Annotated in this window: 12 protein-coding genes and 1 tRNA gene; 9 read left to right on the forward strand and 4 right to left on the reverse strand. The window is 70.3% G+C overall.

What is annotated here, in order from left to right:
- Nucleotides 1-6: 6 nt before the first annotated feature.
- From AB0H75_RS37845 to AB0H75_RS37860, 4 genes are all read right to left on the reverse strand, one after another.
- Nucleotides 7-840, reverse strand: a complete 834-nt coding sequence (locus tag AB0H75_RS37845) for an NUDIX domain-containing protein (protein ID WP_367804471.1) — start codon at nt 838-840, stop codon at nt 7-9.
- Nucleotides 833-2,893: an RNA degradosome polyphosphate kinase gene (locus AB0H75_RS37850; RefSeq protein WP_367804472.1), complete on the reverse strand. Its 2,061-nt coding sequence runs from the start codon at nt 2,891-2,893 to the stop codon at nt 833-835. The genes AB0H75_RS37845 and AB0H75_RS37850 overlap by 8 nt, the downstream gene beginning before the upstream one ends.
- A 120-nt stretch (nt 2,894-3,013) precedes the next feature.
- The gene (locus AB0H75_RS37855) at nt 3,014-3,913 is read right to left on the reverse strand and encodes a TetR/AcrR family transcriptional regulator (RefSeq protein ID WP_367804473.1); all 900 of its coding nucleotides are present in this window, start codon (nt 3,911-3,913) and stop codon (nt 3,014-3,016) included.
- Nucleotides 3,914-3,992: 79 nt separating this feature from the next.
- A complete protein-coding gene (locus AB0H75_RS37860) occupies nt 3,993-4,931 on the reverse strand; it encodes an acyl-CoA desaturase (RefSeq protein ID WP_367804474.1) in 939 nt (312 codons plus the stop codon).
- 268 nt (nt 4,932-5,199) lie between these two features.
- Between AB0H75_RS37860 and AB0H75_RS37865 the strand changes: the two genes are divergently transcribed.
- The 9 genes from AB0H75_RS37865 to cysN all read left to right on the forward strand — a co-directional run bounded on the left by AB0H75_RS37865 (nt 5,200) and on the right by cysN (nt 13,736).
- Nucleotides 5,200-5,271 (forward strand) — tRNA-Gln (locus AB0H75_RS37865).
- Between the two features lie 135 nt (nt 5,272-5,406).
- Complete coding sequence (glmU, locus tag AB0H75_RS37870; RefSeq protein WP_367804475.1) at nt 5,407-6,858, forward strand: bifunctional UDP-N-acetylglucosamine diphosphorylase/glucosamine-1-phosphate N-acetyltransferase GlmU; 1,452 nt, start codon at nt 5,407-5,409, stop codon at nt 6,856-6,858.
- Nucleotides 6,855-7,832: a ribose-phosphate diphosphokinase gene (locus tag AB0H75_RS37875; RefSeq protein ID WP_367804476.1), complete on the forward strand. Its 978-nt coding sequence runs from the start codon at nt 6,855-6,857 to the stop codon at nt 7,830-7,832. The genes glmU and AB0H75_RS37875 overlap by 4 nt, the downstream gene beginning before the upstream one ends.
- A gap of 100 nt (nt 7,833-7,932) precedes the next feature.
- Complete coding sequence (locus AB0H75_RS37880; RefSeq protein WP_367804477.1) at nt 7,933-8,568, forward strand: 50S ribosomal protein L25/general stress protein Ctc; 636 nt, start codon at nt 7,933-7,935, stop codon at nt 8,566-8,568.
- Nucleotides 8,569-8,634: 66 nt separating this feature from the next.
- Nucleotides 8,635-9,219, forward strand: coding sequence for an aminoacyl-tRNA hydrolase (gene pth / locus AB0H75_RS37885; protein WP_367804478.1), 585 nt, complete (start codon nt 8,635-8,637; stop codon nt 9,217-9,219).
- A 116-nt stretch (nt 9,220-9,335) separates the two neighbouring features.
- Nucleotides 9,336-10,775 (forward strand): sugar transferase, encoded by a 1,440-nt coding sequence (locus tag AB0H75_RS37890; protein ID WP_367804479.1) that lies wholly within the window; start codon nt 9,336-9,338, stop codon nt 10,773-10,775.
- Complete coding sequence (locus AB0H75_RS37895) at nt 10,775-11,539, forward strand: 3'(2'),5'-bisphosphate nucleotidase CysQ (RefSeq protein WP_367804480.1); 765 nt, start codon at nt 10,775-10,777, stop codon at nt 11,537-11,539. Before AB0H75_RS37890 ends, AB0H75_RS37895 begins: the two co-directional genes overlap by 1 nt.
- 20 nt (nt 11,540-11,559) lie before the next feature.
- Nucleotides 11,560-12,474, forward strand: a complete 915-nt coding sequence (gene cysD / locus AB0H75_RS37900; protein WP_367804481.1) for a sulfate adenylyltransferase subunit CysD — start codon at nt 11,560-11,562, stop codon at nt 12,472-12,474.
- Nucleotides 12,474-13,736, forward strand: a complete 1,263-nt coding sequence (gene cysN / locus AB0H75_RS37905; protein ID WP_367804482.1) for a sulfate adenylyltransferase subunit CysN — start codon at nt 12,474-12,476, stop codon at nt 13,734-13,736. The genes cysD and cysN overlap by 1 nt, the downstream gene beginning before the upstream one ends.
- Nucleotides 13,737-13,828 lie beyond the last annotated feature (92 nt).

Here is a 13,828-nt window from a genome sequence, read left to right on the forward strand (position 1 = left end):
CGCCGGTCAGACCGGGTACCGCTCCACGCTGACCACCCGGCCGTCGCCGGTCCGGTGCAGCACGGCGAAGGCGCCCTTGCGGAGGGCGACGTCCTTGCCGCTGAGGGCGCGGATCAGCCCGGGCAGCACCTTGCCGTGGCTGCACACGACCGCGGGGACGGCGATCTCGCGGACCAGGGCGGGGGTCTTGCGCGGGTCCTGGCTCTCCTCGCTGAGCAGCGGCTCCAGCAGGAGCTCGCCCCCGAACGGCTCCAGCGTCTGCACGCAGCGCGCGCTGGGCGAGCTGACCAGCAGCTCGGGCCGGTAGGCGGGCAGCGCGGTGGCCAGCGTGGCGGCCTGGGCGCGGCCGTCGGCGTCCAGGGGGCGTCGGGTGTCGTCGCCCTGCCACTCCTCCCGCGAGCCGGCCGAGGCGTGCCGGACGAGCACCAGGGGCACGGTCTCCAGCGGCGCCGCCGTCAGGGCGCGCAGCAGCCCGGCGTCCCACTCGTACGTCAGCAGCTCCCTGGCGCGTTCCAGCGGCACCCAGCGCAGCTCGTCCACCTCCTCGCAGGCGGCGAACCCGGCGTCGTCGGCCACCCGCGCGGTCCAGTAGTCGACCCGCTTGAGCCGCTCCCCCCTGAGGTAGTGGACGGGCGGCAGGGCGCGGCCGAGCGTGACCGTGAGACGGGTCTCCTCGCACACCTCGCGCAGCGCGGCGGCGATCACGTGCTCCCCGGACTTGAGCTTGCCCTTGGGGAAGGTCCAGTCGTCGTAGGCGGGGCGGTGGACGACGGCCACCTCCGGGCGGTCCGGCTCGCCCCTCCAGACCACGGCCCCGGCGGCGCGGAGCAGGTCAGTCATCAACGGTCCTCCATCGGCGGGTGCTGATGAGGTGGGTCTGCAGGTCCTCGCCGGCGTGGCGGACCCAGGAGCCGTCGGAGTTGAGCCACCACGTGCTCGTGGTGTCGGCCATCGCCAGGTCCATCAGCTCGACGAGGTACGCCTTGTGCTGCTGCGAGGTCACCTTGACCAGGGCCTCGACGCGGCGGTCGAGGTTGCGGCGCATGAGGTCGGCGCTGCCGATCCAGATCTCCGGCCGCCGGCCCAGGCCGAACTCGTAGACGCGGGAGTGCTCCAGGAAGCGCCCCAGCACCGACCGGACGCGGATGTTCTCCGACAGGTCGGGAATGCCGGGGCGGAGCAGGCAGATGCCGCGTACCCACAGGTCGACCTGCACCCCCGCCCGGGAGGCCCGGTAGAGGGCGTCGATGACGGGCTCGTCCACCAGCGAGTTGGTCTTGATGCGGATGCGGGCCGGGCGGCCCGCCTGCTGGTGGGCGATCTCCCGGTCGATCCTGGCCAGCAGGCCGCCGCGCAACGAGTGGGGGGCGACCAGGAGCCGGCGGTAGGCGGAGTGGTTGGAGTAGCCGGTCAGGTGGATGAACAGGTCGGTGACGTCCTCGCCGACCAGCCGGTCGGCGGTGAGCAGGCCGAAGTCCTCGTACTGGCGGGCTGTCTTGGGGTTGTAGTTGCCGGTGCCGATGTGGCAGTAGCGGCGCAGCTCCCCCGAGGGCTCCTGGCGGACGACGAGGGCCAGCTTGCAGTGGGTCTTCAGGCCGACCACGCCGTAGACCACGTGGCAGCCGGCCCGCTCCAGTTTCCTGGCCCAGGAGATGTTGGCGTGCTCGTCGAAGCGGGCCTTGATCTCCACGACCACCACGACCTGCTTGCCGGCCTCGGCCGCGTCGATGAGGGCGTCCACGATGGGGGATTCGCCGCTGGTGCGGTAGAGGGTCTGCTTGATCGCCAGGACGCGCGGGTCGGCGGCGGCCACCTCGATGAAGCGCTGCACGCTCGTGGCGAAGGAGTCGTACGGGTGGTGCAGCAGGACGTCGCGCTCGCGCAGCGTGGCGAAGAGGTCGTCCTCGGCGCTGATGGCCTCGGCCGGCACGAACGGGCGGTAGCTCAGCTCGCCGCGCTCCAGGTCGGCGATGGCGTGCAGGCCCGACAGGTCGAGCGGCCCGGGCAGCCGGTAGATCTCGTGCGGGCCCAGCTCCAGCTCCTCCACGAGCGGGGCCAGCACCTCCGGGGTGATGGTGTCCTCGACCTCCAGCCGCACCGGCGGGCCGAAGCGCCGCTTGAGCAGCTCCTTCTCCAGGGCCTGCATGAGGTTCTCGGTGACGTCCTCGTCGACGTCGAGGTCCTCGTTCCTGGTGACCCGGAAGACGTGGTGCTGGAGGACCTCCATGCCCTTGAAGAGCTGGCCCAGGTGGGCCGCGATGACGTCCTCCAGCGGGACGAAGCGGTCCCTGGACGCCAGGATGAAGCGGGGGAGCTGCGAGGGCACCTTGACCCGGGCGAAGACCGTGTGGCCGGTGGCCGGGTTGCGCACCAGGACGGCCAGGTTGAGGCTGAGGCCCGAGATGTAGGGGAAGGGGTGGGCGGGGTCCACGGCGAGCGGCGTCAGCACCGGCCGGATCCGCTCCTTGAACAGCTTGCGCAGCTCGGTGCGCTCCTCGCGGTCGAGGTCGTCCCAGCGGACGATCTCGATGCCCTCGCCGGCGAGCTGCGGGCAGATCTTGTCGTGGAAGACGTCCGCGTGCCGCCTGGCCAGCGCGTCGGCGATGCCGGCGATCCTGATCAGCTCCTCGCGCGGCTTCAGGCCGCTCTTGGTGCGCAGGAGCAGCCCGGTGGCCATGCGCCTCTTGAGCCCGGCGACCCGGACGCGGAAGAACTCGTCGAGGTTGCTCGCGAAGATCGCCAGGAAGCGCACCCGCTCCAGCAACGGGAGAGAGGAATCCTCGGCCAGTTCGAGCACGCGCTCGTTGAACTGGAGCCAGCTCTCCTCCCGGTTGAGGAAGCGCTCCTGCGGCAGGGGAAGATCAGGAGCAGGAAGCACCGGTTCTGCTGACATATCGCCTATATTGCCCCGTTTGATTGAACGCAACGTTAACGGGACCGCAACGCTCGCTTTAGCTGGTCAAACCCGTCCCGCATCTCATAGTCACCCGAAGTGACAGCTTCGGACAAGCCGTCACTCGGGTTGATCGACCTGTTCGAGCCGGGCGGCCCGCTCGGCCAGCTTGGCCTCCCGCTGGCGGATCTTCTCCTCCCGCTCGCGGGCCTTCTCCGCCTCCTTGAGCAGCCGCTCGCGCTCCTTCAGCTCGCGGACCCTGGCCTTCTCGGCCTCCTTCAGCTCGCGCTGGCGGATCTTCTCGGCCTCCTTGGCCTCCCGCTCGCGGGCCTTCTCCAGCTCGCGCAGCTCCTTCTCGCTGGCGGGCCGGGGCCTGGGCAGGACGGGCACGCGCTCGCGGGACAGGGCGCTGATGGCCGGGTCGTGGTTGAGCCCGGTCAGGCCGTTCCAGGCCAGGTTGACCAGGTGGGCCGCGACCTCCTCGCGGCCGGGCTTGCGCACGTCCAGCCACCACTGCCCGGTCAGGGCGACCATGCCGACCAGCATCTGGGCGTAGATGGGCGCGAGCTTGGGGTCGTAGCCCCTGGCGGAGAACTCGTCGGCCAGGACGTCCTCGACCTGGCTGGCGATCTCGCTGATCAGGCTCGCGAACGTGCCGGTGCCCGAGGCCGCGTGCGAGTCGCGCACCAGGATGCGGAACCCCTCGCTGCTCTCCTCGATGTACTGCAGCAGCGCCAGCGCGGCCCGCTCCAGCTTGATCAGGGAGTGGGACGCCGACAGCGCCTCGGTGATCATGGTGAGCAGCTTCTGCATCTCGCGGTCGACGACCACCGCGTAGACACCCTCCTTGCCGCCGAAATGCTCGTACACCACGGGCTTCGAGACCTGGGCCGTGGCGGCGATCTCCTCGATGGAGGTCCCGTCGAACCCCTTCTCCGCGAAGAGCGTGCGGCTGATCCGGATCAGCTGCTCGCGTCGCTCGCTACCGGACATGCGCCTGCGGGATCGGGACTCGGTCACAGGCTCCATAATGACGGCCACGCTCGCGGGGCCGCTCATCGAAGAGTCGCCGCCCGGCGATCCGCCGGGCAGCCCGTCGTCACGCAATCCGCTTCGCCGCCAGCCGCTCCGGCGTCGGCCAGCGGACGTCGTACACCCAGCCCAGCCGCTCGAAGATCCTGATGAGGCCGGCGCTCAGGTCGATCTGGCCCTTGAGCGCGCCGTGGCGGGCGCAGGTCGGGTCCGAGTGGTGCAGGTTGTGCCACGACTCGCCGAAGGACGGGATGGCCAGCCACCACACGTTGCGGGACTTGTCGCGCACCTGGAAGTCCTCCTCGCCGAAGACGTGGCAGATGGAGTTGATGGACCAGGTCACGTGGTGCAGCAGGCCGATGCGGACGAGGGAGCCCCAGAAGAACGCGGTGGCCGCGCCCTGCCAGGACCAGGTGATGAGCCCGCCCAGCACGCCGGGCAGCAGGATCGAGGTGAGCGCGATGGCGCCGAACCACCTGTGCAGCTTCTGGATGTCGGGGTCCTTGCACAGGTCGGGGGCGTACTTCTCGCGGTTGGTGCGCTCGCTCTCGAACAGCCAGCCCATGTGGGCGTAGAGCAGGCCCTTGGCCATGTTCTTGAAGCCGGGGCCGAAGCGCCACGGCGAGTGCGGGTCGCCCTCCTTGTCGGAGAACTTGTGGTGCTTGCGGTGGGTGGCCACCCAGTCGAGCACGGACATCTCCAGCGACAGGCTGCCGGCGATGCCGAGGGCGATCTTCAGCGGGCGCTTGGCCTTGAAGGAGCCGTGGGTGAAGTAGCGGTGCAGGCCGACGGTCACACCGAGCCCCGAGACGATGTAGAAGACGAACGCGATCGCGAGGTCCGTCCAGCCGAGGCCCCACCCCCACGCGAGCGGCACGGCCGCGGCGATCGCGACGAGGGGGAGTCCGACGACCAGGCCGAAGATGATCAGTTCGCTGCGGGATTTCGGCTCGGGCTCGAAGTCGGGCTTGGGAGTGGGTGCGGATCGCTCGGCGAGAACGGTCATGGGCGACCTCCAACAACACGTATGAGGATGAATGTCCGGGCTACGCCACCGTAACCTACGCCATCGTAAGTTAGAAAGACCTCAGGGTCCCTTGGTCGGGGGCTGACGCTCTACCCCGTCAGGTGCGTGGGAATCGTGCCTTGTGTGTTTTGCGGGTGGTCTGTTATAAGAACCGCCGCGGTTACCAGGAAGGATGGCGATCGGCGGCGCGCGGCGGGGCGCGGGATCGGTATCGTAGGAATGTGTCGGACGCCACGTGTCCGATCTGTCCCGGATCGTCTAATCGGCAGGACAAGTGGTTTTGGTCCACTTTGTAGGGGTTCGAGTCCTCTTCCGGGAGCTTTGAGGCCCGACCCGGCGCGATCGTCCGGGGGGCGGGCAGGTATCCTCACGGTGTCGGGAGGGTAGCGGTGCGGTAGTCGTACAAGAACCGTGCCAATGGCCCTGATCGTCCAGTCACAGGGAGCCTCAGTCCGTGAGTGTGCCGCGCCCGGCAGCCGTCATCGTCCTCGCCGCGGGCGAGGGCACCCGGATGAAGAGCCAGACTCCGAAAGTCCTGCACGAGCTGTGCGGCCGAGCCCTGGTCGACCACATGCTCGCCGCCGCCCGTGACCTCGGTCCCGAGCGCCTCATCGTCGTCATCGGCCACGCGCTGGAGCAGGTCGGCGGCCACCTCGCCGCCACCAGCCCCGACGCGCGCGCCGTCGTGCAGCGGGAGCAGCGCGGCACCGGCCACGCGGTCCGCACCGTGCTGGAGGAGGTGGGCACGATCGCCGGCACGGTCCTGGTGACCTACGGCGACGTGCCGCTCCTGCGCACCCGGACCCTCGCCGCGCTGCTCGAACGGCACGCCGCCGACGGCAACGCGGTCACCGTCCTGACCGCCGAGGTCCCCGACCCCACCGGCTACGGCCGGATCGTCCGCGACGACTCCGGCGCCGTCCTGGAGATCGTCGAGGAGAAGGACGCCACTCCCGCGCAACGCGCGATCAGGGAGATGAACTCCGGCATCTACGCCTTCGACGGCGAGCTGCTCGCCGACGCCGTCAAGCGGGTGTCCACCGACAACGCCCAGGGCGAGGAATACCTCACCGACGTCCTGGCCATCCTGCGCGGCGACGGCCACCGCGTCGGCGCCCACGTGGCCGACGACCACGTCGAGGTCGAGGGCGTCAACGACCGCGTGCAGCTCGCCGCCGCCCGCAAGGTGCTCAACCGGCGCCTGCTGGAGGAGCACATGCGCGCCGGGGTCACCATCATCGACCCCGACAGCACCTGGATCGACGTCGGCGTGCGGATCGCCCCCGACGTCGTCGTCCATCCCGGCACCCAGCTCCACGGCGCGACCGTCGTCGGGTCCGGCGCCGAGATCGGCCCCGGCACCACGCTCACCGCCACCCGCGTCGGCGAGCGCGCCACCGTGCGCAACGCCGTCTGCGACCACGCCGACGTCGGCCCCGAGGCCAGCGTCGGCCCCTACGCCTACCTGCGGCCCGGCACCGTGCTCAAGCACAAGGCCAAGGCCGGCACCTTCGTCGAGATGAAGAACGCCACCGTCGGCGAGCGCTCGAAGGTGCCCCACCTCACCTACGCCGGTGACGCCACGATCGGCGACGACGTCAACATCGGGGCGTCCACCGTCTTCGTCAACTACGACGGGGTCAACAAGCACCACACCACCGTGCGCGACGGCGCGTTCGTCGGGTGTGACACCATGCTCGTCGCTCCGGTGACCGTCCACGACGGCGCCTACACCGCGGCGGGCTCGGTGATCACCGACGAGGTGCCGCCGGGCGCGATCGGCGTGGCACGGGCGCGGCAGCGCAACATCGGGAAATGGGTCTTGCGCAGGCGCGCGGGCACGAAGTCGGCCGCCGCCGCCGAGCGGGCGCTGGCGGAGCGAGAGCAGCAGGAGAATCAGCAGTGACCAGCATCAAATCGCCCGGCGAGAAGAACCTCATGCTCTTCTCCGGCCGGTCCCACCCGGAGCTGGCCGAGGAGGTCGCCCAGCACGTGGGCGTCTCCCTCACCCCGACCAAACTCATCGACTTCGCCAACGGCGAGATCTACGCCCGTTACCTGGAGTCGGTGCGCGGCTGCGACGCCTTCGTGATCCAGAGCCACACCGGCCCGATCAACAAGTGGATCATGGAGCAGCTCATCATGGTGGACGCGCTCAAGCGGGCCTCCGCCAAGCGCATCACCGTGGTCATGCCCTTCTACGGCTACGCCCGCCAGGACAAGAAGGGCCGCGGCCGCGAGCCCATCACCGCCCGGCTCATCGCCGACATGTTCAAGACCGCGGGCGCCGACCGGCTCATGTCGATCGACCTGCACACCTCGCAGATCCAGGGCTTCTTCGACGGCCCGGTCGACCACCTGTTCGCCATGCCGGTCCTGGAGAGCTACCTCAAGGACAAGCTCGACCTGGCCAACACCACCATCGTCTCGCCCGACACCGGCCGCGTGCGGCTGTCGGAGCGCTGGGCCGACACGCTCGGCACGCCGCTCGCCTTCATCCACAAGCGCCGCGACCTCGACGTGGCCAACCAGGTGAAGGTCAGCGAGGTGGTGGGCCGCGTACGCGGGCGCACCTGCGTGCTCATCGACGACATGATCGACACGGCCGGCACCATCTGCAAGGCCGCCGAGGCCCTCTACGAGCAGGGCGCCACCAACGTGATCACCGCCGCCACCCACGCGGTCTTCTCCGACCCGGCGGTCGACCGGCTGAAGAACTCCCGCATCAGCGAGGTCATCGTCACCAACACGCTGCCGCTGTCGCAGGCCAGTCGCTTCGACAAGCTGACCGTGCTGTCCATCGCCCCGCTCATCGCCCGCGCCATCACGGAGATCTTCAACGACGGCTCGGTGACGAGCCTGTTCGAAGGGGACACCTGAGCCGATAGACTGACCCGGTTGCGCTCGTAACGCCTTCCGCTAGGGCGGGTGAGGGAGAGCGCCGACACCACCGATCCCCGCTGCATCCCTAGGAGATGTCGTGTCCGAAGTACGTATCGCCGCCGAGCCGCGCACCACGTTCGGCAAGGGCGCCGCCCGCAAGATCCGCCGCGCCGACAAGGTGCCCGCCGTCCTCTACGGGCACGGCATCGACCCCAAGCACCTCACCCTGCCGGGTCACGAGGTCCTGCTCGCGCTCCGCACGCCCAACGTGCTCATCCACCTCAAGGGCGACGGCGTGGACGAGCTGGCGCTGCCCAAGGGCGTGCAGCGCGACCCGATCAAGGGCTTCGTCGAGCACGTCGACCTGCTGCTGGTCAAGCGCGGCGAGAAGGTGACCGTCGAGATCCCGGTCACCACCGTCGGTGAGGTCAACAGCGAGGGCCTGCTCGACCTGCAGCTCACCGCCGTCCCGGTCGAGGCCGAGGCCACCCACATCCCGACCGGCGTCGAGGTCGACGTCGAGGGCCTTGAGGTCGGCGCCTCCGTCACCGCCGGCGACCTCAAGCTGCCGAAGGGCGCCACCCTGGCGACCGACACCGAGACGGTCGTCGTCCAGGTCATCGCCAAGCCGACCGAGGCCGTCGAGGAGGGCGAGGGCGGGGGCGAGACCGCCGAGGGCGAGCCGGCCGAGGCCGCCGCCGAGGGCGAGAGCGCCGAGGCCGCCGCCGAGTAACGGCGTTTCCATCACGAACGGGGCGGCCGCCTTCGAGCCGCCCCGTTCCGCTCGTGAGGGGTGCATATGGACCGCTGGCTGATCGCCGGCCTGGGCAATCCGGGGCCCGAGTACGCCGGCAACCGGCACAACGCCGGCTTCATGGCGCTCGACGAGCTGGCCGCCCGCGCGGGTGGGCGGTTCAAGGCGCACAGGAGCCGGGCCGAGGTCTGCGAGACCCGCGCCGCGATCCTGGCCAAGCCGCTGACGTACATGAACCTGTCGGGCGGGCCGGTCAAGGCGTTGTGCGACTTCTACAAGATCGGCCCCGAGCGGCTGATCGTCGTCCACGACGAGCTGGACGTCCCCTACGGCGCGCTGCGCGCCAAGCTGGGCGGCGGCGACAACGGCCACAACGGACTCAAGTCGATCACCAAGTCCCTCGGCACCCGCGACTACCTGCGCGTCCGCTTCGGCATCGGGCGCCCGCCCGGCCGCATGGACCCTGCCGCCTTCGTGCTGAAGGACTTCGCCACCGCCGAGCGCAAGGACCTGCCCTTCCTGGTGGACCGGGCGGCCGACGTCGTGGAGTCGCTCATGGCCCGCGGCCTGGAAGCCACCCAGAACGAGTACCACCGGGCTGACTTGCACATTTCCGGCCCTCCTCGCTGATCGCCGCATAGAGTCGTTCGCCGGTCCGCCGCCTCCCGCACCGCTACGATCTGTGACTGTCCGTTCCGGAATGGTCACCCGAAGGAAGTGCGTTGCGCGGCCATGATGAAGGGCTCATGACCGTCGTCGGCTCCGGTCACGCCGTCTCGTCGCGGGTCAGCCCCCGCACGCCCGCCTGGGTCCACGCCTACCGGGTCAAGGCCGTGGCGCTCGACCTGTGCGGGGCGGGCATCGGATCCGCGGTGGCCTTCGGCGTGCGGTTCGGCGGGCTCACGCCGTACGTGCTGCCGTACCTGCTGGTCAGCCTGGCGCTGCCGGTCGTGTGGGCGGTCGCCGTGGCGCTGCACCGGGCGTACGAGCCGCGCATGCTGGGCGTCGGCACCGAGGAGTTCCGCCGCGTCACGCACGCCGGCCTGGCCCTCACCGCCGGCACCGCCATCGGCTCCTACGTCACCAAGGCCGACGTCGCCCGCGGCTACGTGGTGCTCGCGCTGCCCCTGGTCACCCTGCTCTCCCTGGTCTTCAGGTACGCCCTGCGCCGCGCCCTGCGCCGCCGCAGGGCCCGCGGCGGGTGCATGCGCAAGGTGATCGCCGCCGGGCACGCCGCCTCGGTCGCTGAGCTGGTCGAGCTGTTCCGCGAGGAGCGCCACCACGGCCTCGACGTCGTGGCCGCCTGCCTGCCGGGCGGCGCCCCCGGCGAGCGCGTGGCCGGGGTGCCGGTGGCCGGCGACCTCAGCGACGTGCCGATCGCGGTCGACCAGTTCAACGCCGACACCGTGGCCGTGCTGGCCTGCCCCGAGATGGACGGCCAGGCGCTGCGCCGGCTGGCCTGGCGGCTGGAGCGCACCCGCACCGAGCTGGTCGTCGCCCCCGCCCTCATGGACGTCGCCGGCCCGCGCACCATGATCCGCCCAGCCGCCGGGCTGCCCCTGCTGCACGTCGAGCACCCCGAGCTGGCCGGGGCCAGGCAGTTGCTCAAGAACGTCTTCGACCGCCTGGTGGCCGTCGTCCTGCTGGTGCTGCTGGCTCCGCTGCTGGCCGGGCTGGCGATCGCGGTGCGGGCCAGCAGCCCCGGCCCCGCGTTGTTCCGGCAGACCCGGGTGGGCCGCGGCGGGCGGCTGTTCACCATCCTGAAGTTCCGCACCATGCGGCGCGGGTCGGAGCGGCAGAAGATCACGCTGGTGAGCGACCGCGACGGGCTGCTGTTCAAGCTCCGCAACGATCCCCGGGTGACGCCGCTCGGCGCGCGGCTGCGCCGCCACTCGCTCGACGAGCTGCCCCAGCTCATCAACGTCGTGCTCGGCCACATGTCGCTCGTGGGGCCGCGGCCCCCGCTGCCGGAGGAGGTGGCGCGCTACGGCGACGACGTGCGGCGGCGGCTGCTCGTCCGCCCCGGGCTGACGGGGCTGTGGCAGGTGAGTGGCAGATCTGACCTATCGTGGGAGGAATCGGTCCGCCTGGACCTGCGTTACGTGGAGAACTGGTCCCTCACGCTGGACCTGCAAATCCTGTGGAAGACTTGGTCGGCCGTCGCCCGCGGGCAAGGAGCATATTGATGACGATTCGCGACGACCACGCCGTCGCCGCAGACCTGGCGAACGAGGCAGGCGAGAGGCTGCTGAAGGTCCGCGAGCGCGTGGGGTTCGGCGACGCCGCCGCGCTGAAGGCCGAGGGCGACCGCAGCTCCCACGTCTTCCTCATGGAGTCGCTGGCCCGGCTGCGGCCCAGCGACAGCGTCCTGTCGGAGGAGGCCACCCGCGAGGAGCGGCTCGACCCGCGCCGCCTGCGGGCCGAGCGCGTGTGGATCGTCGATCCGCTCGACGGCACCCGCGAGTTCTCCGAGGAGGGGCGGGCCGACTGGGCCGTGCACGTGGCGCTGTGGGAGCGCGGCCGGCTGACGGCGGGCGCCGTGGCGCTGCCCGCGCAGGGCCGCACGCTCACCACCGCCGCGCCGCCCGCTCTGCCGTCGTTCGGCGGCGGGCGCTTCCGCATCGCGGTCAGCCGCACCCGGCCGCCGGAGTTCGTCCAGAAGCTGGCCTACCTCCTGGGCGCCGACCTGGTGCCGATCGGCTCGGCCGGCGCGAAGATCTCCGCCGTGCTCACCGGCGAGGTCGAGGCGTACGTGCACGCGGGCGGCCAGTACGAATGGGACTCCGCCGCGCCGGTCGCCGTGGCCCAGGCCGCCGGGGCCCACGCCAGCCGCATCGACGGCGCGGAGCTGACCTACAACCAAGCCGATCCCTCACTACCAGATATTCTGGTTTCCCTACCGGAGCTGGCGACATCCCTGCTCGCCGGGATTCGGGACCTGCACCGCTGAAACCGCCGGAGGAAGCTCCCATGCTCCAGCGCGACTACACCACGTCGCAGCTCGACGTACTCGAAGCCGAAGCGATCCACATCATGCGCGAGGTCGCGGCCGAGTTCGAGCGTCCATGTCTGCTCTTCTCCGGCGGCAAGGACTCCATCGTCATGCTCCGCATCGCGGAGAAGGCGTTCTGGCCCGCGGCCATCCCGTTCCCCCTCATGCACGTCGACACGGGCCACAACTTCGAGGAGGTCATCGACTTCCGCGACCGCCGCGTCGCCGAGCTGGGCGCCCGGCTGGTGGTGGCCAGCGTCCAGAGCTCCATCGACCAGGGCCGGGTCGTGGAGGAGACCGGGCGGCGCGCCTCGCGCAACCGCCTGCAGACCACCACGCTGCTGGACGCCATCGAGGAGAACGAGTTCGACGCGGTCTTCGGCGGCGCCCGCCGCGACGAGGAGAAGGCCCGCGCCAAGGAGCGGGTGTTCTCCTTCCGCGACGACTTCGGCCAGTGGGACCCGAAGAACCAGCGCCCCGAGCTGTGGAACCTCTACAACGCGCGCATCCGCAAGGGCGAGCACATCCGCGTCTTCCCGCTGTCCAACTGGACCGAGCTCGACGTATGGGACTACATCAGGCGCGAGGGCATCGAGATCCCCTCCATCTACTTCGCCCACACCCGCAAGGTGTTCGAGCGTGACGGCATGCTGCTGCCCGACTCCGAGGTCGTGCAGCGCGGCGAGGACGAGCCGCTGTTCGAGGCCGTGGTGCGCTACCGCACCGTGGGCGACATGACCTGCACCGGCGCCGTGCAGTCCACGGCCGCCACGGTCGAGGAGATCATCGAGGAGATCGCGGCCACCCGCATCACCGAGCGCGGGGCCACCAGGGCCGACGACCGCTCCTCCGAGGCCGCCATGGAGGACCGCAAGCGAGAGGGCTACTTCTAATGGACATTCTGCGCTTTGCCACGGCGGGAAGCGTCGACGACGGCAAGTCCACCCTCATCGGACGCCTGCTCTTCGACTCCAAGGCGATCTTCGAGGACCAGCTCGAAGCCGTCGAGCGCACCTCGCGCGACCGGGGCACCGAATACACCGACCTGTCACTGCTGACCGACGGCCTGCGCGCCGAGCGGGAGCAGGGCATCACGATCGACGTGGCCTACCGCTACTTCGCCACGCCCAAGCGCAAGTTCATCATCGCCGACACACCCGGCCACATCCAGTACACCCGCAACATGGTCACCGGCGCCTCCACGGCCGACCTGGCGATCATCCTCATCGACGCCCGCAAGGGCGTGCTGGAGCAGTCGCGGCGGCACGCGTTCCTGACCTCGCTGCTGCGCGTGCCCCACCTGGTGCTGGCCGTCAACAAGATGGACCTGGTCGACTACTCGCAGGAGCGCTTCGAGGAGATCCGCGAGGAGTTCACCGCCTTCGCCTCGAAGCTCAACGTCAGCGACCTGACGTTCATCCCGATCTCGGCGCTCAACGGCGACAACGTGGTCTCCCGCTCCGAGAACATGCCCTGGTACCTCGGCTCGTCCCTGCTGCACCACCTGGAGAACGTGCACATCGCCTCCGACCGCAACCTGGTCGACGTGCGCTTCCCCGTCCAGTACGTCATCCGCCCGCAGCGGGCCACCGACCACGCCTTCCACGACTACCGGGGCTACGCCGGCCAGGTCGCGGGCGGCGTGCTCAAGCCCGGCGACGAGGTGGTGCACCTGCCCTCGGGGCTGACCACCCGCATCGCCTCCATCGACACCTACGACGGGCCGGTGGAGGAGGCGTTCCCGCCCATGTCGGTGACGCTGCGCTTCGAGGACGACATCGACATCTCGCGCGGCGACATGATCGCCCGCCCCAACAACCAGCCGCAGGCCGCCCAGGAGCTGGAGGCGATGGTCTGCTGGATGGCCGACGGCGTCAAGCTGTCCCCGCGCTCCAAGCTGACCATCAAGCACACCACGCGCACGGCCCGGGCGCTCGTGCGCGACCTGCACTACCGGCTCGACGTCAACACCCTGCACCGCGACGAGGAGGCCACCTCGCTCGGCCTCAACGAGATCGGGCGGGTGTCGCTGCGGATCACCCAGCCGCTGTTCGTGGACGACTACGCGCGCAACCGGCTCACCGGCGGCTTCATCCTCATCGACGAGGCCACCAACGGCACGGTCGGCGCGGGCATGGTGATCGACGCGCGCTGAAGGTAGATCTTTCGCGGTTTCTTGACCGGCCGATTACCCTCCGCGATAGGGTCGTCGCATTCCGTGGTCGCGGTTCACGCCGACCATGATGC

This window comes from Nonomuraea sp. NPDC050783 (genome assembly GCF_040802095.1).
Lineage (GTDB): Bacteria > Actinomycetota > Actinomycetes > Streptosporangiales > Streptosporangiaceae > Nonomuraea.